Raw genomic sequence first — 18,255 nt, 5'->3', positions numbered from 1 at the left:
AGTTGTAGACCACACCGGCGGCATTGTGCAACAAGTTGCATAATGACGTACGTCGCACTGGCGGCGGGCGCCGTGCCCGGACGGCGTAGTACGGCCGCACACCGAGGGCCGGGTGCGACGACAGTGGATGCGTACTGGTTCACACCCCACCTCTGGGAGACACCCATGGTTTGCCTCAGCCGGCGTGACCTCGGCCTGCTCGTCCTGCGTGTCGGCACGGGCGCGGTCCTCGCCGCCCACGGCACGCAGAAGCTGACCGGCTGGTTCGGTGGAGGTGGCATCCAAGGCACCACGGCCGCCATGGAGGCCATGGGCTTCCACCCGCCCAAGCACAGCGCGGTCGCCGCAGGTCTGGGCGAGACGGGCGGCGGTGTCCTGCTCGCCCTCGGCCTCGCCACTCCGGCGGCGGGAGCCGCCGCCGCCGGTGCGATGGCGGGTGCCGTCGCCGTGCACGCACCCGCGGGATTCTTCGCGCAGGGCGGGGGATACGAGTACCCGGCGTTCCTCGGCTTCACCGCCGCCGCGATCGGGCTCAGCGGTCCCGGCCGCTACTCGCTCGACGAGGTCACCTGGCACGTCCTCGACCGGCCTTGGGTGGTGGCCCTGGCCTTCGCGAGCAGCGCGGTGGCCGCGGCGGCCGTCGTCGGCAGGCGCGCGAGGGGGCAGGCGGCCCAGGCCGAGGAGGAGTAGGCCCTACGGGGCCGGCGAGCTGCGTCATCGCGCGGACGGGGAACACGACGGCGTGCTCCGGCCGCGCGTCGCCATGCTCCCGCCGCGGCCCGCCCCCGTAGGGCCGCGAGCTCTCGCCCTCGCACTTTGCGCGGATGGTATTGACCTCGGACTCTCCCGGTGTCAGGCTCTGCCCTGTCATAAATGCTCAGTGCACTGAGCATTTCTGCCGCGGTGCGGCACACAACGGAGCAGGGCGAGGGAGGGGCGGGCATGGACAAAGTGGTGTCCTCGGCCGACGAGGCCGTCGCCGATGTCCGCGACGGCGCGACGCTCGCGGTCGGCGGTTTCGGTCTCAGCGGTGTGCCGAACGCACTGATCCGGGCGGGCGGCACGGGCACACCCGCCTTCTACACCCCGGCCGGCGTCGGCACCCAGGTCGCGGACGGCGGTCTGCCGTGGCGTTACGACGGCGAGGGCGGCGTCGCGCCGGCCTCCCCGCCCAAGGAAGTGCGCGAGTTACGACGTCCCGTACATCCTGGAGCGCGGTATCCGTACCGACTTCGCGCTCGTACGGGCCGCCAGGAGCGACCGGCACGGCAACCTCGTCTTCAACAAGCCGGCCCGCAACTTCAATCCGCTCGCCGCCATGGCCGGCACGGTGCGCTCCCGGAGCCGGCGCCGCCGAAATCGTGGAGCGGACGGCCGCCGAGGTCCGCCACTGAGCCCCCGGGCGTGACCGCATCGTCCGTACCGCCCCGCCCCGGGCCGACACGCAGAAAAGGAGTTCACAGACTCATGGCACTCACCCAGGCCGCCATCGACCAGGAGATGGCGCAGCAGCGCCAGGCGTACGAGAGGGCCGTGGCCGAAGGTGCTCCCCGCGCCCACCACCCGGCCCGCGACTACGCCCCGTACCGGTCGAGCCTCCTGCGCCACCCTCAGCGGCCCCTCGTTCCGATAGGGGTCAGGCAGGACCCCGAGACCGTCGAACTGGCCTCGCCCGCCTTCGGCGAGACGGACATCACCGAGCTCGACAGCGACCTCACCCGTCAGCACCAGGGCGAGCCGCTCGGCGAGAGGATCACGGTCAGCGGCCGACTGCTCGACCGCGACGGCAGGCCCGTGCGTGGCCAGCTGATCGAGCTGTGGCAGGCCAACTCCTCGGGGCGGTACGCCCATCAGCGCGACCAGCACCCGGCGCCCCTCGACCCGAACTTCACCGGGACCGGCCGGACACTGAGCGGCGACGACGGCAGTTACACCTTCACCACGGTCAAGCCGGGCGCCTACCCGTGGCGCAACCACACGAACGCCTGGCGGCCCGCGCACATCCACTTCTCGCTGTTCGGACCGGCCTTCACCCAACGGCTGATCACCCAGATGTACTTCCCGAACGACCCGCTCTTCGCCTACGACCCCATCCTCCAGTCCGTCACCGACGCGGCCGCCCGCGACCGGCTCGTCGCCACCTACGACCACGAGCTCTCCCGGCCCGAGTGGTCGCTCGGCTACCGCTGGGACATCGTGCTCGACGGCCCCGCCGCCACCTGGATCGAGGAAGGACGCTGACATGACTACCTCACCTCCCGCGCTCCCCACGCCCTCCCACACCGTGGGGCCCTTCTACGGATACGCCCTGCCCTTCCCCGGCGGCGGAGACATCGCCCCGGCAGGTCACCCCGACACGATCACCCTCCACGGTGACGTCCGCGACGGCGCCGGACATCCCGTGCCCGACGCCCTGCTGGAGTTCTGGGGGCCGGGGCCGGACGGTGAACTGCCTCAGCGCGGCGGCTCGTTGCGCCGCGAACCGGTCACCGGAGGATTCCTCGGCCGGGACGGAGTGACCTTCACCGGCTTCGGACGGGTCCCGACCGACGCGGACGGCCGCTGGACGGTCCGCACGCTCCGGCCGGGCGCCCGCGGCGCCAACGCCCCGTACCTCGGAGTCTGTGTCTTCGCCCGCGGCCTCACCCACCACCTGTTCACCCGCGTCTATCTGCCCGAACCGGCCGACGCGCTGTCCGCCGATCCGCTGCTCGCCGGCCTTTCGCCCGAGCGGCGTGCCACGCTGGTGTCGACCGCCGAACCCCACGGCAGGTACCGGTTCGACATCAGACTCCAGGGGGAGTCCGAGACCGTCTTCCTGGAGTTCCGATGACGACCAACGACGATGCGGGCGGCGACCCGGAAGCCCACGCGGACGACGGGACCCGGGCGGCCGACGACGGCCCGGACGTCGGCCTGCTGGCGCCGGGCCGGGCCGGCTCGCCCGCCGAAGCCGCCACCTCCGACGCCGCGTTCCTGCGCGCCCTGCTGTACACCGAGGCCGCCCTGACCCGCGCGCAGGCGGCGCTGGGCCTGGCGCCCGGGGAGGCGGCCGAGGCCGTCACCGAGGCCGCCCGTGACAGCCGGTTCGACCTGCGGGACCTCGCGCTGCGGGCGCGCGACGGCGGCAACCCCGTCATCCCGCTCGTGGCCGACCTGACGGCCGCGGTGCCCGAGGCGCACGCGGCGTACGTCCATCGCGGGGCGACCAGCCAGGACGTTCTCGACACGGCGGCGATGCTCGTGGCCTCCGGGACACTGGCGCTGATCCTCGACGACCTGGACCGCACGGCCGCGGCGCTGGCCCGGCTCGCGGCCGAGCACCGTGACACCCCGATGCCGGGACGCACGCTCTCCCAGCACGCCGTCCCCACGACCTTCGGGCTGAAGGCCGCCGGCTGGCGGAGCCTGGTGCTCGACGCCCGGGACCGGCTGGCCGTCGTACGTGCTTCACTGCCCGCTCAACTCGGCGGAGCGGCAGGGACGTTGGCAGCCTTCGACGCCTACGCGCAGGCGGAGGGCGCCGGCCTGCGGCTGGTCGCCGCGTTCGCCGCCGAACTCGGCCTGGCCGAGCCCACGTTGCCCTGGCACACCCTGCGCACTCCCGTCGCCGATCTGGCGGGAGCCCTCGCCTTCACCGCCGGGGCGCTGGGCAAGATCGCCGCCGACGTACTGGTCCTTTCCCGCACCGAGACCGGCGAGGTGAACGAGGGCGCGGGCGGCGGATCGTCCGCGATGCCGCACAAGGCCAATCCGGTACGGTCCACGCTCATCGCGGCCGCCGCACGGCGGGCGCCCGCGCTGGCCGGGGTGTTGTACGGCTCCGTCGTCGCCGAGGACGAGCGGCCCGCAGGCGCCTGGCACGCGGAATGGGAAACCCTGCGTGACCTGCTGCGGCTGGCAGGGGGAGCGGCCCGGGACGCCGCCGAACTGGCCACCGGTCTGCGGGTGCACCCGAGGCGGATGCGGGAGCACCTGGACCTGACCGAGGGGCTGATCGTCTCGGAGCGGCTGACCGCGGTCCTCGCGCCGCGACTGGGCCGCGCCCGCGCCAGGCAGCTGCTCGACGAGGTGGCCCGCACCTCGCGTACGACGGGGGAGGGCCTCGCCGACGTACTCGCCGGGGCCCTGGCCGGCGAGCCGGACGTGAAGGACCTGGACCCGCACGCCCTCACCGACCCGACCCACTACACCGGCGCGGCCGGGGCGCTCACCGACCGCGCTCTCGAACGTCGCTGAGCCACGAACGCCACTGAGTCACAACGACGCTGAGCCAGGAACGCGCTGAGCGACAACGCCGCTGAGCCATGAACACACAGGCAGAGGTCATGACCGGAACACTGCACCACCGCACGGAGGGCCCGGCCACCGGACCCGCACTGCTCCTGGGCCCCTCCCTGGGCACGTCGACGGCCCTGTGGGACGCGGTCGCGCCCGAGCTCGGCTCCGTCTTCCGCACCGTCCGCTGGGACCTGCCGGGGCACGGGGCATCCCCGGCCTCGCTGCTGGAACCCGGCGCGACGGTCGGTGACCTGGGCTCGCTGGTCCTGGATCTGGCGGACGCGCTCGGCCTGGAGCGCTTCCACTACGCGGGCGTATCGCTCGGCGGGGCCGTCGGCCTCTGGCTGGCCGCGCACCACCCCGGACGGATCGGCAGGCTCGCCGTCGTCTGCTCCTCCGCGCACTTCGGCCCGGCCGGCCCCTGGCACGAACGGGCCGCGCTGGTGCGGGAGTCGGGGACACGGTGGCTCGCGGAGACGGCGCCGAGCCGGTGGTTCACCCCCGGTTTCACGGCGCCCGCGCTCGTCGAGGACCTGCTGCGGGCCGACCCGGAGGCGTACGCCGCCTGCTGCGACGCTCTCGCGGTCTTCGACCTGCGCGGCGAGCTGCCCTCGATCACCGCTCCGACCCTCGTGCTGGCAGGCCGCCAGGACCCGGCGACCCCGCCGGAACACGCCCGCGAGATCGCCGACGCCGTACCCGGAGCCACGCTCACCGAACTGGCCGGCGCCGCCCATCTGGCGCCCGTCGAACGGCCCGCGGCCGTGCTCGCCGCGCTGCGCGAACACTTCGGCGCCCCGGGCCCCGGGGCAGGGATCGCGATGCGCCGCGCGGTCCTCGGGGACGAGCACGTCGACCGTGCGCAGGCCCGTACGACAGCCTTCACCGCCCCGTTCCAGGACTTCATCAGCCGCTACGCCTGGGGCGAGATCTGGACGGACAGCACGCTCAGCCGACGCGAGCGCAGCCTCGTCACGCTCACGGCCCTGGTCGCCCACGGGCATCTCGACGAACTGGCGATGCACGTACGGGCAGCCCGCCGCAACGGGCTGAGCGTCGAGGAGATCGGCGCCGTCCTGCTCCAGACGGGGGTCTACTGCGGAGTACCCGCGGCCAACTCGGCCCTGGCGGTGGCGCAGTCGGTGTTCTTGGAGGACGGGGAGCTGTGAGCGTGCCCATGCCCATGCCCCCTCACACCAGCTGATACGCCGAGGCGCCGGGCGGGGGCGGGGCGGGGGCATGGGCCACCCGCGCGACGGTCACGGCGCCGCGAGCACGCCCAGCAGCCTGGCGACCTCGGACTCGACGGCCCGACGGGCGGGTCCGAGGTACTTCCGCGGGTCCGCGACGTCCGGCGCCGCTTCCAACTGCTCGCGCACCGTGCGGGTGAAGATCTTGTTCAGGTGCGTGGATATGTTCACCTTCGTCATCCCCGCTGCCACCGCCTTCGCCAGGTCCGTGTCGCCGACGCCCGACGAACCGTGCAGGACCAACGGAACGCCGACAGCGTCCCGGAGCCGCTCGATGAGCGCGAAGTCGAGCACGGCGTCCCGGGTGAGCATGGCGTGCGAGCTGCCCACCGCGACGGCCAGGGCGTCGACGGCCGTCGCGGCCACGAACGCGCGGGCCTCGTCGGGGTCGGTGCGTACTCCCGGGGCGTGGGCGCCGTCCTTGCCCCCGACCTCACCCAGCTCGGCCTCGACCCGGACGTCCGCGCGGTGACAGTGGTCCGTGATCTCCCGGGTGGCGGCCACGTTCTGCTCGTACGGGAGCTTGGAGGCGTCGAACATGACTGAGGTGAAGCCGAGTTCGACCGCCTCGTGAACCAGCTCGGGCGACTCCGCGTGGTCGAGGTGCACCGCCACGGGAACGCGCGCGGCCCTGGCCAGCGCGAGGGACGCGAGGCCGATGGGGGCGAGGGAGCCGTGGTAGCGGGCCGTGTTCTCGCTGATCTGGAGGACGACGGGCAGGCCGGCGCGCTCCGCCCCGGCGACGATGGCCTCGGCGTGCTCGATCTGGACCACGTTGAAGGCGCCGACACCTGACCGCTGCGTGTACGCGGAGCCGGTGATGACGTCGGTCGGGGTGAGGGGCACGAGTTCTTCTCCACGGAAGCGGTGAGCGGCACTTCGTACGGGCCGGCTGCCTGCTCAGTACGGTGTCGCAACGCTCGCACGATGTCAATATCTGCTCGATTGCGGCTAGTTTCAAACAAGTGCGAGCAGAGTGTGGAGTGTCGGGAAGTCCTGCGGAGTAACGCAAGCCACTTGCGGAATTTGCGCTAGTCTTGCGTTTATGACGCGACGACTTGCTCAAGTAGCCAAGAAGGTGGGGGTCAGCGAGGCCACGGTCAGCCGGGTCCTCAATGGCAAGCCCGGGGTCTCCGAAGGCACCCGGCGGTCCGTGCTCACGGCGCTGGACGTGCTCGGCTACGAGCGGCCGACCCAGCTCCGGGGCGAGCGTGCGCGGCTCGTGGGACTGGTCCTGCCGGAGCTGCAGAACCCGATCTTCCCCGCCTTCGCCGAGGTGATCGGCGGCTCCCTGGCGCAGCAGGGCCTCACTCCCGTCCTGTGCACCCAGACCAAGGGCGGCGTCTCCGAGGCGGACTACGTCGAACTGCTGCTCCAGCAGCAGGTGTCGGGCGTCGTCTTCGCCGGCGGCCTCTTCGCCCAGGCCGACGCCCCGCACGAGCACTACCGCCTCCTCGCCGAACGCAAGATCCCGGTGGTGCTCATCAACGCCCCCATCGAGGGACTCGACTTCCCCTGCATCTCCTGCGACGACGCCGTCGCCGTCGAGCAGGCGTGGCGGCACCTGGAGTCCCTGGGGCACCAGCGCATCGGCCTGGTGCTCGGTCCCGCGGACCACATCCCCTCCCGTCGTAAGCTCGCCGCCGCCCGCCGGGCGGCCGAGGTGTCGGGTGCCGGACTCCCCGACGAGTTCGTCGAGCGCACGATGTTCTCCCTGGAGGGCGGTCACGCGGCGGCCTCGCGACTGCTCGCCCGCGGGGTCACCGGCATCATCTGCGCCAGCGATCCGCTCGCCCTCGGCGCGGTGCGCGCGGCCCGCCGGCGCGGGCTCTCCGTACCCGGTGAGGTGTCCGTGGTGGGGTACGACGACTCCGCCTTCATGAACTGCACCGAGCCCCCGCTCACCACCGTGCGCCAGCCGATCGAGGCGATGGGGCGTGCGGCCGTGGAGTTGCTCTGCACCCAGATCCAGGGGGGCGAAGTGCACCCCGGCGAGCTGCTCTTCGAGCCCGAACTCGTGGTGCGCGGCTCCACCGCGCAGGCTCCCCGGTAGTCACCCGGGCATCCCGCCACGACGCCGCCAGGGCCCCGTCCGTCGACGGGGCCCTTCGTGCGTCCCGCCCTGTGCGCGGGGCTGTCAAGGATTTACGAAATCAGCGCGAGATATTGCGTTCATCTGAGGGTGGTGGTTGAGTGTGCCGCGCCCCCACGACGCATCGGCGGTGGGGCGACCTCCACGTTCTTGCCCGAAGGGGACCACCCATGAGAACTGCCCGGTTCCGTCGTACGCGCCGCGCCGGCGCGCTCACCCTCGTCTCCGCTCTCACGCTCACCGCGCTCGCCGCCTGCGGCACGAGCAGCAGCGGCGACGGCAGCGGTGGTTCCAAAGGCGGCGGCGGGTCCTCGGACCCCACCGCCCCGCTGGACCCGAAGGCCAAGGTGACGCTCACGATCGACTGCATGCCGCCCGCGGCGAAGGCGGCCGAGCTCAAGGAGTGGAAGGAGGACGTGGCCGAGTTCAACAAGACGTATCCGAACGTCACCATCAAGGGGCGCTCCACGGCCGGCCAGTGTCTGGAGCCGCCGCGCTTCACGGCGATGCTCAAGGCCAAGTCGCAGCCGGACGTCTTCTACACCTACTTCACCGACCTGCCGCAGGTGCTCGACAACGACGGCGCCGCCGACGTCACCGCGTACGTCAACGACAGGAGCGTGCCCCTGCTGAAGGACATCGACCCGGATGTCCTCGGCTCGCTCAAGCGGGACGGCAAGCTCTACGGCCTGCCCACCAGCAACTACACGATGGGCCTGCTCATCAACCGCAAGCTGTTCGAGGACGCGGGACTGGACCCCGACGCCCCGCCACGCACCTGGGACGAGGTCCGCGCCGCCGCGAAGAAGATCGCGGGCCTGGGCAAGGGCATCGCCGGCTTCGGCGAGTACAGCGCGGGCAACACCGGCGGCTGGCACTTCACCGCGCAGATGTACAGCGTCGGCGGAGAGGTCGTCGACGCGAGCGGCACCAAGGCGGCGTTCAACAACGAGCTCGGCGAGCAGGTCGCCGAGAACCTCCACGCCATGCGCTGGCAGGACGACAGCATGGGCCGCACCCAACTGCTCAAGTGGGGCGACCTGCAGAAGCAGATCGCCACCGACAAGCTCGGCATGTTCCTCGCCGCACCCGACGACATCGCGTACATGGTCCAGCAACTCGGCGCGAAGTACGAGAACTTCGGAATGGGGCCGATGCCCGGCGAGAAGAACACCCTGGCCGGCGGCAACAGCTACATGATCAAGAAGGGCATCCCCGGCGACCGGATCAAGGCCGCCGTCGCCTGGCTGAACTTCAAGAACCTCACCGTGGCCAAGGGCCAGTTCGACTGGGCCCGCACCAAGGCCGACGGTCTGCCCGTAGGCATTCCGCAGCCCAACTTCTGGCTGAACGAGTCCAAGGCAGAGGACGACGCCGCACGCGTGGAGCACGCCACCATGCCGGTCGCCAACTTCAAGTCCTTCATGGACAACCCCGTCGCGGGCAAGGCCGAGCCGCCGAAGGCCCAGGAGGTCTACAAGGTCCTCGACAACGTCATGTCCGGCATCCTCACCAACAAGGACGCCGACATCGACAAGCTGCTCGCCACCGCCGAGTCGCAGGTCAACCAGGTCCTGGCCGGCCAGTGACACCCCGGGGGCCGGGCCCGGCCGGCCCCCGTGACCGTCTTCCCTCCAGCGCACCGCACCAAGGAGCGACGATGACGGCCCCCACTCTCACCACGACCACCACGAAGGAACCCGGCCGGACACCCGCACCGGACACGGGCGGGAAGCCGGGCCGGGGGGCGTTCACCCACGCGCTGCGCCGCAACCTGACGGCCCACGGCTTCCTGATCGGCGCGGTCCTCTGCTTCGCGTTCTTCTCGTGGTACCCGATGGTCAGGGAGTTCGTCCTGGCCTTCCAGAAGACCGAGGACGGACGGACCACCTGGGCCGGCTGGTCCAACTTCACCACCGTCTTCAACGACCCCGCCATCTGGCAGGCATGGCGCAACACCCTCCTCTTCACCCTCCTCGCACTGCTCCTCGGCTTCGTCGTCCCGTTCGTCGTCGCGATCGTCATCAACGAGTTCCGGCAGGGCCAGGGATACCTGCGGCTCCTGGTCTATCTGCCCGTGATGCTGCCCCCGGTCGCCTCCGTCCTGCTCTTCAAGTACCTCTACGACCCCGGATACGGCCTGCTCAACGAAGTCTTCCGACTGCTCCACCTGCCCGAACAGCAGTGGCTCCAGGACCCGGACCTCTCCCTGCTGTCCGTCGTCGTCGCGTCGACCTGGATGAACATGGGCGGCGCGGCCCTCATCTACCTCGCGGCCCTCCAGGGCATACCGGGCGAGCTGTACGAGGCGGCGGAACTGGACGGAGCCGGACTGCTTCGCAAGATCTGGCACGTCACCATCCCGCAGACCCGGCTCATCCTCCTGCTCATGCTGCTCATGCAGATCATCGCCACCATGCAGGTCTTCGTCGAACCCTTCCTGCTCACCGGCGGCGCAGGCCCGGAAGGCTCGACCACCACGGTCGTCTACCTGATCTACCAGTACGCCTTCAACTTCAACAACTACGGCGCCGCGGCGGCGCTCGGTCTGGTCCTGCTCGTACTGCTGGCCGGATTCTCGGCCGCGTACGCGAAGTTCAGCCGCACCGACGAGGAATAGGACCGGGGGAGACCACGGATGTCCACACGCACACTCATCTCGCCCGCCCAACTCGCCAGACCGCGCGGGAAGTTGCTCTACCGGGCGATGTTCACCCTGGTCGTCGGCACCTTCACGCTGGTGTTTCTCGGGCCCCTCTACTGGATGTTCTCCGGCGGACTGAAGAGCACCCAGGAGGCCGTCCAGACGCCGCCGACGCTGGTGCCGCACAGCTTCGAGCCGCAGAACTACGCGCAGGCGTGGGAGGTCATGGACCTCTCCGGGCTGCTGTTCAACACGATGTACTACGCGTTCGGCGCGCTCGCCTTCCAGCTCGTCCTGGACGTGGCGGCGGCCTACTCGCTCTCCAGGCTCCGGCCCGTCCTCGGCAAGGCCGTGCTCGGCATGATGCTGGCGACCCTGATGATCCCGGCGACCGTCCTGATCGTGCCGCAGTACCTGACGGTGCTCGACATGCCGATCGTGCAGCGCAACCTGCTGAACTCACCCTGGGCGATCTGGCTGCCCTCCGTCGCGAACGCCTTCAACATCTTCCTGCTGAAGCGCTTCTTCGACTCGATCCCGAAAGAACTGCTCGACGCGGCTTCTCTCGACGGCGCGTCCCCGATGCGCACCCTGTGGTCGATCGTGGTGCCGATCTCACGCCCGATCCTCGGCGTCGTCTCCATCTTCGCGGTCGTGGGTGTGTGGAAGGACTTCCTCTGGCCGATGCTCACCCTCCCTGATCCGGCGGTGCAGACGCTCAACGTCGGCATCTACTCGCTGTCCAGCGGAGTGCCGGAGAACGTGCTGATCGCCGCTCTGGCCATCGCGTCCCTCCCCACCCTCCTGCTCTTCGTCCTGTTCCAGCGCAACATCATGAGCGGCCTCACCGCGGGCGGCCTGAAGGGCTGACACGGCCCGCGCGCATGCGCCTTCCGGCCCACGGCCGCCCTTCCTCCCGCCCCGCTTCCCGTCCGCCCCACCCAGCCCTCGCCGCCGGTCCCGCCCCGACGACCCACTGCCGGGGCCGGCGGCAGGGCCCGGCACTGCCCGAAAGGACCGTCACGTGGCAGCCCCTCACTCGCATCGCACCGACGACTGGTGGCGCAGCGCCGTCATCTACCAGGTCTACCCACGCAGCTTTGCCGACGGCGACGGCGACGGCACCGGGGACCTCGCGGGCGTCCGGGCGAGACTGCCCCATCTCGCCGAACTAGGCGCCGACGCACTGTGGTTCACCCCCTGGTACCTCTCGCCCCTCGTCGACGGCGGCTACGACGTGGCCGACTACCGCACCATCGACCCCGCCTTCGGTACGCTCGCCGAGGCCGAGAAGCTCATCGCCGAGGCCCGCGAGCACGGCATCCGGGTGATCGTCGACATCGTCCCCAACCATGTGTCGGACCAGCACCCGTGGTTCCGCGCCGCGCTGGCCGCCGGGCCCGGCAGCGCGGAGCGCGAGCTGTTCCACTTCCGCCCGGGCCGGGGTGAGAACGGCGAACTCCCGCCCAACAACTGGCCCTCCCAGTTCTCCGGGCGGACCTGGACCCGGGTCGAGGACGGAGAGTGGTACCTCCACCTCTTCGCCCCCGAGCAGCCCGACCTCAACTGGGCGCACCCGGCGGTGCGCGAGGAGCACGAGGACGTGCTCCGCTTCTGGTTCGAGCGTGGAGTCGCCGGCGTACGGATCGACTCGGCCGCACTGCTCGCCAAGGACCCGGAGCTCGCCGACTTCGTCGAGGGCGTCGACCCCCACCCGTACATCGACCAGGACGAACTCCACCACATCTACCGCTCCTGGCGCACCATCGCCGACGCGTACGGGGCCGTCTTCGTCGGCGAGGTCTGGCTGCCGGACTCCGAGCGCTTCGCCCGCTACCTCCGCCCCGACGAACTGCACACCGCCTTCAACTTCACCTTCCTGGCCTGCCCGTGGGACCCGGACCGGCTGCGGCGGGCCATCGACGACACCCTGGCCGAGCACGCCCCGGTCGGCGCCCCCGCGACCTGGGTGCTGTGCAACCACGACGTCACCCGGACCGTCACCCGCTACGGCCGGCAGGACACCGGATTCGACTTCGCCACGAAGACCTACGGGACCCCCACGGACCTCGCACTGGGCACACGGCGCGCCCGCGCCGCCGCCCTGCTCACGCTCGCCCTGCCCGGCTCGGTCTACCTCTACCAGGGTGAGGAGCTCGGCCTGCCCGAGGCCGACATCCCCCTGGACCGCATCCAGGACCCGATGCACTTCCGCTCGGGCGGCACCGACCCGGGGCGCGACGGCTGCCGCGTACCGCTGCCCTGGACCGCGGACGCCCCGCACGCCGGATTCGGCGCAGGCGCCGAACCGTGGCTGCCGCAGCCCGAGGGCTGGGCGCGGTACGCGGCCGACCGGCAGCGGCTCGACCCGTCCTCGATGCTCGCGCTCTACCGAGGGGCCCTGCGGCTGCGCCGCTGCGAAGCCGGGTTCGGCGACGGGCCGCTCCACTGGCTGCCCGCCGCCGACGGCGTGCTGGCATTCGCCCGGGCCGAAGGGCTGATCTGCGTCGTCAACCTCTCCCCGCTGCCCGTCGAACTCCCCGGGCATCGCTCGCTCCTGCTCGGGAGCGGTCCGCTCGGCACGGACGGACGACTGCCCCCGGACACGGCGGTCTGGCTCCGCGTCTGACCGGCGGCCGCGCCCCTCCGACCTCACCACCCACCCCCACCTGCCCCCCATGGAAATGAGGACACCATGAAACGGAAGCCAACCGGCCGACGGCTGATCACCGGCCTGGTCATGGCCTGCCTGATCGCCGTCGGACTCGTTCCGGCCACCGCCCACGCCGCCGCGGAACCCGGGCCCAACCTCGCGCTCGGCAGAGCGGCGACCGCGAGCGCCTCCCACGGCGGCTACCCCGCCGGCAATGTCACCGACGGGAGCCAGCAGTCGTACTGGGAAGGACCCGTCAACGCCTTCCCGCAGTGGGTGCAGGTCGACCTCGGCACCCGTACCAGCATCAACCGCGTGGCTCTGAAGCTGCCCACCACCTGGGAGAGCCGGGGCCAGACCCTCAGCGTGCGGAGCAGCACCGACGGCAGCGCCTTCACCACCCTGGCCGCCTCCGCCACCCGTACGTTCACTCCGTCCGCCGCGAACACCGTCGTCCTCGACTTCGCGAGCACCGACGCCCGGTACTTACGCGTGCAGGTGAGCGCCAACAGCGGCTGGAACGCCGCGCAGCTCTCCGAACTGGAGGTCTACGGAACCGGCGGCGGTGATCCGGGGAATCCGCCCGCCGACGGCACCAACCTGGCGCGCAACAAGCCGATCGAGGCGTCCTCGACGACCCAGACGTACGTCGCCGCCCACGCCAACGACGACAGCGTCACCACCTACTGGGAGTCGGCCGGCACTCCCGCGACCCTGACGGTGAAGCTCGGGGCCGACGCGGACATCGAGGCCGTCGTCGTCAAGCTCAACCCCGATGCCGTGTGGGGGCCGAGGACCCAGGCGATCCAGGTGCTGGGACGTACGCAGTCGGGTTCCGCGTTCACCTCCCTGCGGGAGCGGGCCGACTACTCCTTCAGCCCTTCCGGCAACCGGAACACCGTCACGATCCCCGTCTCGGGCCGCGTCGCCGACCTCCGGCTGGCCTTCTCCTCCAACACCGGAGCCCCGGGCGCCCAGGTCGCCGAACTCCAGGTCGTCGGCACCGCCGCACCCAACCCCGATCTGACGCTCACCGACCTGACCTGGGCCCCTGCCGAGCCGTCCGAGACGGACGACGTGACGGTCCGGGCCACCGTCCGCAACTCCGGCACGGCGACCTCGGCCGCCACCTCGGTCGCCGTGAGCGTCGAGGGGGTCGTGGCCGGCTCCGCCGCCGTGGGCGCGCTGTCCGCAGGCGCTTCCCAGACGGTCGCGGTGGACATCGGCCGACGCCCGACGGGCTCGTACACCGTCTCGGGCGTCGTCGACCCGGACAACACAGTCGTCGAGCAGGACGACACCAACAACAGCCGGACCGCGGCCACGCGGCTGACCGTCGGCCGGAGCCCGGGGCCGGACCTGGAGGTCCGGTCGATCACGACCCACCCGGCCAGTCCCGCCGTCGGCGCCGCCGTCACCTTCACCGTGGCGGTGCGCAACAACGGCACCACCGGCGTCCCCGCGGGAACGGTCACCCGGCTCACCGCCGGAACCACCACCCGGAACGGGACCACGGGGGCGATCGCCGCGGGACAGACGGCCGACGTGCCCATCACCGGCAGCTGGACGGCCACCAGCGGCGGCGTCACACTCACCGCCACGGCCGACGCGACCGGCATCGTCACCGAGACCGACGAGAACAACAACGTGTTCGCACGCTCCCTCGTCGTCGGACGCGGGGCGGCGGTGCCCTACACCGAGTACGAGGCGGAGGAAGCCCGCTATCAGGGGACGCTGTTGACCGCCGACCGCAAGCGCACCTTCGGGCACACCAACTTCGCCACCGAGTCCTCCGGCCGCAAGTCCGTACGGCTCGACTCCTCGGGCCAGTTCGTGGAGTTCACCTCCACCAACGCCGCCAACTCCCTCGTCGTCCGCAACTCCATCCCCGACGCCCCGGCCGGTGGCGGTACCGAGGCGACGATCAGCCTCTACGTCAATGACACCTTCAGCCGGAAGCTGACGCTGTCCTCCAAGCACAGCTGGCTGTACGGCAACACCGACAGCCCCGAGGGACTGACGAACCAGCCCCAGGCCGACGCGCGCCGGCTCTTCGACGAGTCGCACGCCCTGCTGTCCCAGTCCTATCCGGCGGGCACGAAATTCCGGCTCCAGCGCGATGCGGGCGACACGGCGGCCTTCTACATCCTCGACCTGATCGACCTGGAGCAGGTGGCCCCGCCGACCGCACAGCCCGCCGGGTGCACCTCGATCACCGCCTATGGCGCCGTGCCCAACGACGGCATCGACGACACGGACGCACTACAGCGTGCCGTGACGGCGGACCAGAAGGGTGAGATCGGCTGCGTGTGGATTCCCGCCGGCCAGTGGCGGCAGGAGAAGAAGATCCTCACCGACGACCCGCTCAACCGGGGCGAGTTCAACCAGGTGGGCATCCGTGACGTGACAATCCGCGGCGCGGGCATGTGGCACTCCCAGCTGTACACGCTCACCCCGCCGCACCAGGCCGGCGGCATCAACCACCCGCACGAGGGCAACTTCGGCTTCGACATCGACCACAACACGCAGATCTCCGACATCGCGATCTTCGGCTCGGGCACCATACGCGGAGGAGACGGCAACGCCGAGGGCGGCGTAGGCCTCAACGGGCGGTTCGGCAAGGACACCCGGATCAGCAACGTCTGGATCGAGCACGCCAACGTCGGCGTCTGGGCCGGGCGCGACCACTCCAACATCCCCGAACTGTGGGGCCCCGGCGACGGCCTGCGGTTCAGCGGCATGCGCATCCGCAACACGTACGCCGACGGCATCAACTTCGCCAACGGCACGCGCAACTCGACCGTCTTCGACTCGTCCTTCCGTAACACCGGCGACGACGCGCTGGCCGTCTGGGCCAGCCGCTACGTCAAGGACACGTCCGTGGACATCGGGCACGACAACCACTTCCGCAACAACACCATCCAGCTGCCTTGGCGGGCCAACGGCATCGCGGTCTACGGCGGTTACGGCAACACGATCGAGAACAACATCATCTCCGACACGATGAACTACCCGGGGATCATGCTGGCCACCGACCACGACCCGCTGCCCTTCTCCGGGCAGACCCTGATCGCCAACAACGCGCTCCACCGCACCGGCGGGGCCTTCTGGGGCGAGGACCAGGAGTTCGGTGCCATCACGCTCTTCGCGGCGGCCCAGGACATCCCGGGCGTCACGATCCGCGACACCGACATCCACGACTCGACCTACGACGGCATCCAGTTCAAGGGAGGCGGTGGCGCGATGCCGGGGGTCAGGATCGAGAACGTCCGCATCGACACCTCCGTCAACGGTTCCGGCATACTCGCGCAGGGCGGCGCGCGCGGCAGCGCCACCCTGACGAATGTCACCATCACCGGCTCGGCCGAGGGCAACGTCCTCGTCGAACCCGGCTCCCAGTTCGTCGTCAACGGCTCACCCACCAGCACACGCTGACCCACCCACCCGGCCGACGGCGTCCATGACCGGCACCACGCCGGTCATGGACGCCGTCATGCGGCTGTGCGGACACGGCCTACTCCGGCCGCAGTGCCGTCAGTTGCTGCTCGAAGGGAACCACCGGCTCCTCCCTGTGCCGTCCGGCACCGTCCGCGCGAAGGCGCATGAGGTCGACCAGTTCGCCTGCCGCGCGTGCGATCCGGTTGGGCAGGGTGTCGGTGAGGGCGTCGCCGCTGCCGCCCCAGTCCTCGGAGGCCGCGTAGACGGTGGTGGGTACGACGACCGTCCGCAGGAAGGCGAACAGCGGGCGCAGAGCGTGTTCCAGGGCCAGCGAGTGACGGGCCGTGCCACCGGTCGCCGCGGCCAGCACCGGGGTGCCGGTCAGGGAACCGTTGTCCATGACGTCGAAGAAGGACTTGAACAATCCGCTGTAGGACGCTGAGAAGACCGGCGTCACGGCGATGAGCCCGTCCGCCCCTGTCACCGCATCCACAGCCGCTGTCAGGGAGCGTGAGGGGAAGCCCGTCACCAGGTTGTTGGCGATGTCGACGGCCACGTCGCGCAGTTCGACGACCGTGACCTCGACTTCGCGGTCGCCGTCCAGTCTCTGCCGTACGGCTTCGGTGAGCCGGTCGGCGAGCAGCCGGGTGGACGAGGGGACACTCAGACCGGCCGACACCACCGTAAGCCTCAGCGGCTGGGCCGAACCCGCTCGGTGCTTCACCTGGCCATCTCCTGCTTCAGGTCCTGGTGGGCCTGGAGCGCCCGCGCGTCACGGTCGGCGACCAGTGAGGCATGAGTGGGCGCGTCCGGGACGTCGGCCGGGCGGCCAAGGGCGAACTCCTTACGGAGTACGGGCAGGACGTCCTCGCCGAGTAGGTCGAGCTGGTCCAGGACGGTCTTCAGGGGAAGTCCGGCGTGGTCCATCAGGAACAGCTGGCGCTGGTAATGACCGAACGTGTCGCGGAACGTCAGCGTCTTGTCGATGACCTCCTGCGGGCTGCCCACCGTCAGCGGCGTGTCCCGGGTGAACTCCTCCAGCGACGGCCCGTGTCCGTAGACAGGGGCGTTGTCGAAGTACGGACGGAACTCCCGTACCGCGTCCTGGGAGTTCTTCCGCATGAAGATCTGGCCTCCGAGGCCGACGATCGCCTGTTCCGCGGTGCCGTGGCCGTAATGGGCGTAGCGCTGCCGGTAGAGGTCGATCAGCTTCCGGAAGTGGTCCTTGGGCCAGAAGATGTTGTTGGCGAAGAAGCCGTCACCGTAGTACGCGGCCTGTTCGGCTATCTCGGGGCTGCGGATGGAACCGTGCCACACCAGGGGCGGTACGCCGTCCAGCGGGCGGGGTGTGGAGGTGAAGCCCTGCAACGGGGTTCGGAAGCGGCCTGCCCAGTCCACGACGTCCTCACGCCACAGCTTGTGCAGCAGCGCGTAGTTCTCCACGGCGAGCGGGATGCCCTGGCGGATGTCCTGGCCGAACCACGGGTACACCGGTCCGGTGTTGCCCCGGCCGAGCATCAGCTCGACCCGGCCGTCGGCCAGGTGCTGGAGCATCGCGAAGTCCTCGGCGATCTTCACCGGGTCGTTCGTGGTGATCAGTGTGGTGGCGGTCGACAGGATCAGCCGCTCGGTGCGTGCGGCGATCCAGCCAAGCATGGTGGTCGGCGACGAGGGTACGAAGGGCGGATTGTGGTGTTCACCGGTGGCGAAGACGTCCAGCCCGATCTCCTCGGCCTTGACCGCGATGGCGGTCATCGCCTTGATCCGTTCGCCTTCGGTCGGCGTCCGGCCCGTGGTCGGGTCGGCTGTCACGTCCCCGACGGTGAAGATACCGAACTGCATGAAGTCCCACTCTCTTGGTTGGTCGCAGATGCGACGGGATGCTGCGGCGTCACGG

General features: G+C 70.7%; 14 protein-coding genes and 1 pseudogene. 12 read left to right on the top strand and 3 right to left on the bottom strand.

What is annotated here, in order from left to right; all coding sequences use genetic code 11:
* Positions 1–165 precede the first annotated feature (165 nt).
* The 6 genes and pseudogenes from ACFWSK_RS05550 (at position 166) to pcaD (ending at position 5,450) form a co-directional block, all read left to right on the top strand.
* Complete coding sequence (locus tag ACFWSK_RS05550) at positions 166–690, top strand: DoxX family protein (protein WP_383782288.1); 525 nt, start codon at positions 166–168, stop codon at positions 688–690.
* 252 nt (positions 691–942) lie between these two features.
* Positions 943–1,333 (top strand): annotated as a pseudogene (locus ACFWSK_RS05545) (CoA transferase subunit A); the annotation flags it as partial.
* 134 nt (positions 1,334–1,467) lie between these two features.
* Positions 1,468–2,241: a protocatechuate 3,4-dioxygenase subunit beta gene (pcaH, locus tag ACFWSK_RS05540; protein WP_383782286.1), complete on the top strand. Its 774-nt coding sequence runs from the start codon at positions 1,468–1,470 to the stop codon at positions 2,239–2,241.
* A gap of 1 nt (position 2,242) precedes the next feature.
* Positions 2,243–2,833 (top strand): protocatechuate 3,4-dioxygenase subunit alpha, encoded by a 591-nt coding sequence (pcaG, locus tag ACFWSK_RS05535; RefSeq protein ID WP_383782284.1) that lies wholly within the window; start codon positions 2,243–2,245, stop codon positions 2,831–2,833.
* The gene (pcaB, locus tag ACFWSK_RS05530; RefSeq protein WP_383782282.1) at positions 2,830–4,239 is read left to right on the top strand and encodes a 3-carboxy-cis,cis-muconate cycloisomerase; all 1,410 of its coding nucleotides are present in this window, start codon (positions 2,830–2,832) and stop codon (positions 4,237–4,239) included. The genes pcaG and pcaB overlap by 4 nt, the downstream gene beginning before the upstream one ends.
* 89 nt (positions 4,240–4,328) lie before the next feature.
* Positions 4,329–5,450: a 3-oxoadipate enol-lactonase gene (pcaD, locus tag ACFWSK_RS05525; RefSeq protein ID WP_383782603.1), complete on the top strand. Its 1,122-nt coding sequence runs from the start codon at positions 4,329–4,331 to the stop codon at positions 5,448–5,450.
* Between the two features lie 90 nt (positions 5,451–5,540).
* Here the strand turns inward: pcaD and ACFWSK_RS05520 are convergent, their stop codons facing one another.
* A complete protein-coding gene (locus ACFWSK_RS05520) occupies positions 5,541–6,377 on the bottom strand; it encodes a ketose-bisphosphate aldolase (RefSeq protein ID WP_383782280.1) in 837 nt (278 codons plus the stop codon).
* A 199-nt stretch (positions 6,378–6,576) separates the two neighbouring features.
* Here ACFWSK_RS05520 and ACFWSK_RS05515 point away from each other — a divergent pair, with 199 nt between their 5' ends.
* From ACFWSK_RS05515 to ACFWSK_RS05490, 6 genes are all read left to right on the top strand, one after another.
* On the top strand, positions 6,577–7,584 hold the full coding sequence (locus ACFWSK_RS05515; RefSeq protein ID WP_383782278.1) for a LacI family DNA-binding transcriptional regulator: 1,008 nt from the start codon (positions 6,577–6,579) through the stop codon (positions 7,582–7,584).
* A 209-nt stretch (positions 7,585–7,793) separates the two neighbouring features.
* Positions 7,794–9,212, top strand: a complete 1,419-nt coding sequence (locus ACFWSK_RS05510) for an extracellular solute-binding protein (RefSeq protein ID WP_383782276.1) — start codon at positions 7,794–7,796, stop codon at positions 9,210–9,212.
* Between the two features lie 71 nt (positions 9,213–9,283).
* Entirely contained in the window at positions 9,284–10,243 is a 960-nt protein-coding gene (locus ACFWSK_RS05505) for a carbohydrate ABC transporter permease (protein WP_383782274.1), read from the top strand.
* Between the two features lie 18 nt (positions 10,244–10,261).
* Positions 10,262–11,137, top strand: a complete 876-nt coding sequence (locus ACFWSK_RS05500) for a carbohydrate ABC transporter permease (RefSeq protein ID WP_383782272.1) — start codon at positions 10,262–10,264, stop codon at positions 11,135–11,137.
* Positions 11,138–11,291: 154 nt separating this feature from the next.
* Positions 11,292–12,896 (top strand): glycoside hydrolase family 13 protein, encoded by a 1,605-nt coding sequence (locus ACFWSK_RS05495; RefSeq protein ID WP_383782270.1) that lies wholly within the window; start codon positions 11,292–11,294, stop codon positions 12,894–12,896.
* Positions 12,897–12,962: 66 nt separating this feature from the next.
* Positions 12,963–16,355 (top strand): CARDB domain-containing protein, encoded by a 3,393-nt coding sequence (locus tag ACFWSK_RS05490; protein WP_383782268.1) that lies wholly within the window; start codon positions 12,963–12,965, stop codon positions 16,353–16,355.
* A gap of 79 nt (positions 16,356–16,434) precedes the next feature.
* On the opposite strand, the gene ACFWSK_RS05485 is transcribed toward ACFWSK_RS05490, so the two are convergent.
* A complete protein-coding gene (locus tag ACFWSK_RS05485) occupies positions 16,435–17,082 on the bottom strand; it encodes an FMN reductase (RefSeq protein WP_383782266.1) in 648 nt (215 codons plus the stop codon).
* Positions 17,079–18,200 (bottom strand): LLM class flavin-dependent oxidoreductase, encoded by a 1,122-nt coding sequence (locus tag ACFWSK_RS05480; RefSeq protein WP_383782264.1) that lies wholly within the window; start codon positions 18,198–18,200, stop codon positions 17,079–17,081. The genes ACFWSK_RS05485 and ACFWSK_RS05480 overlap by 4 nt, the downstream gene beginning before the upstream one ends.
* Between the last annotated feature and the right edge of the window lie 55 nt (positions 18,201–18,255).

This window comes from Streptomyces sp. NPDC058620 (genome assembly GCF_042717135.1).
In the GTDB taxonomy this organism is placed as follows: domain Bacteria; phylum Actinomycetota; class Actinomycetes; order Streptomycetales; family Streptomycetaceae; genus Streptomyces.
Note: the sequence above shows the minus strand (reverse complement) of the source record. Positions and strands in the feature narration are given on the sequence as shown.

Bases quoted from the DNA above. Each gene is read 5' to 3' on its own strand.
- pcaH (WP_383782286.1), top strand. From the start codon at position 1,468: ATGGCACTCACCCAGGCCGCCATCGACCAGGAGATGGCGCAGCAGCGC.
- pcaG (WP_383782284.1), top strand. From the start codon at position 2,243: ATGACTACCTCACCTCCCGCGCTCCCCACGCCCTCCCACACCGTGGGG.
- ACFWSK_RS05515 (WP_383782278.1), top strand. From the start codon at position 6,577: ATGACGCGACGACTTGCTCAAGTAGCCAAGAAGGTGGGGGTCAGCGAG.
- ACFWSK_RS05490 (WP_383782268.1), top strand. From the start codon at position 12,963: ATGAAACGGAAGCCAACCGGCCGACGGCTGATCACCGGCCTGGTCATG.
- pcaB (WP_383782282.1), top strand. From the start codon at position 2,830: ATGACGACCAACGACGATGCGGGCGGCGACCCGGAAGCCCACGCGGAC.
- ACFWSK_RS05510 (WP_383782276.1), top strand. From the start codon at position 7,794: ATGAGAACTGCCCGGTTCCGTCGTACGCGCCGCGCCGGCGCGCTCACC.
- ACFWSK_RS05505 (WP_383782274.1), top strand. From the start codon at position 9,284: ATGACGGCCCCCACTCTCACCACGACCACCACGAAGGAACCCGGCCGG.
- ACFWSK_RS05550 (WP_383782288.1), top strand. From the start codon at position 166: ATGGTTTGCCTCAGCCGGCGTGACCTCGGCCTGCTCGTCCTGCGTGTC.
- pcaD (WP_383782603.1), top strand. From the start codon at position 4,329: ATGACCGGAACACTGCACCACCGCACGGAGGGCCCGGCCACCGGACCC.
- ACFWSK_RS05480 (WP_383782264.1), bottom strand. From the start codon at position 18,200: ATGCAGTTCGGTATCTTCACCGTCGGGGACGTGACAGCCGACCCGACC.
- ACFWSK_RS05500 (WP_383782272.1), top strand. From the start codon at position 10,262: ATGTCCACACGCACACTCATCTCGCCCGCCCAACTCGCCAGACCGCGC.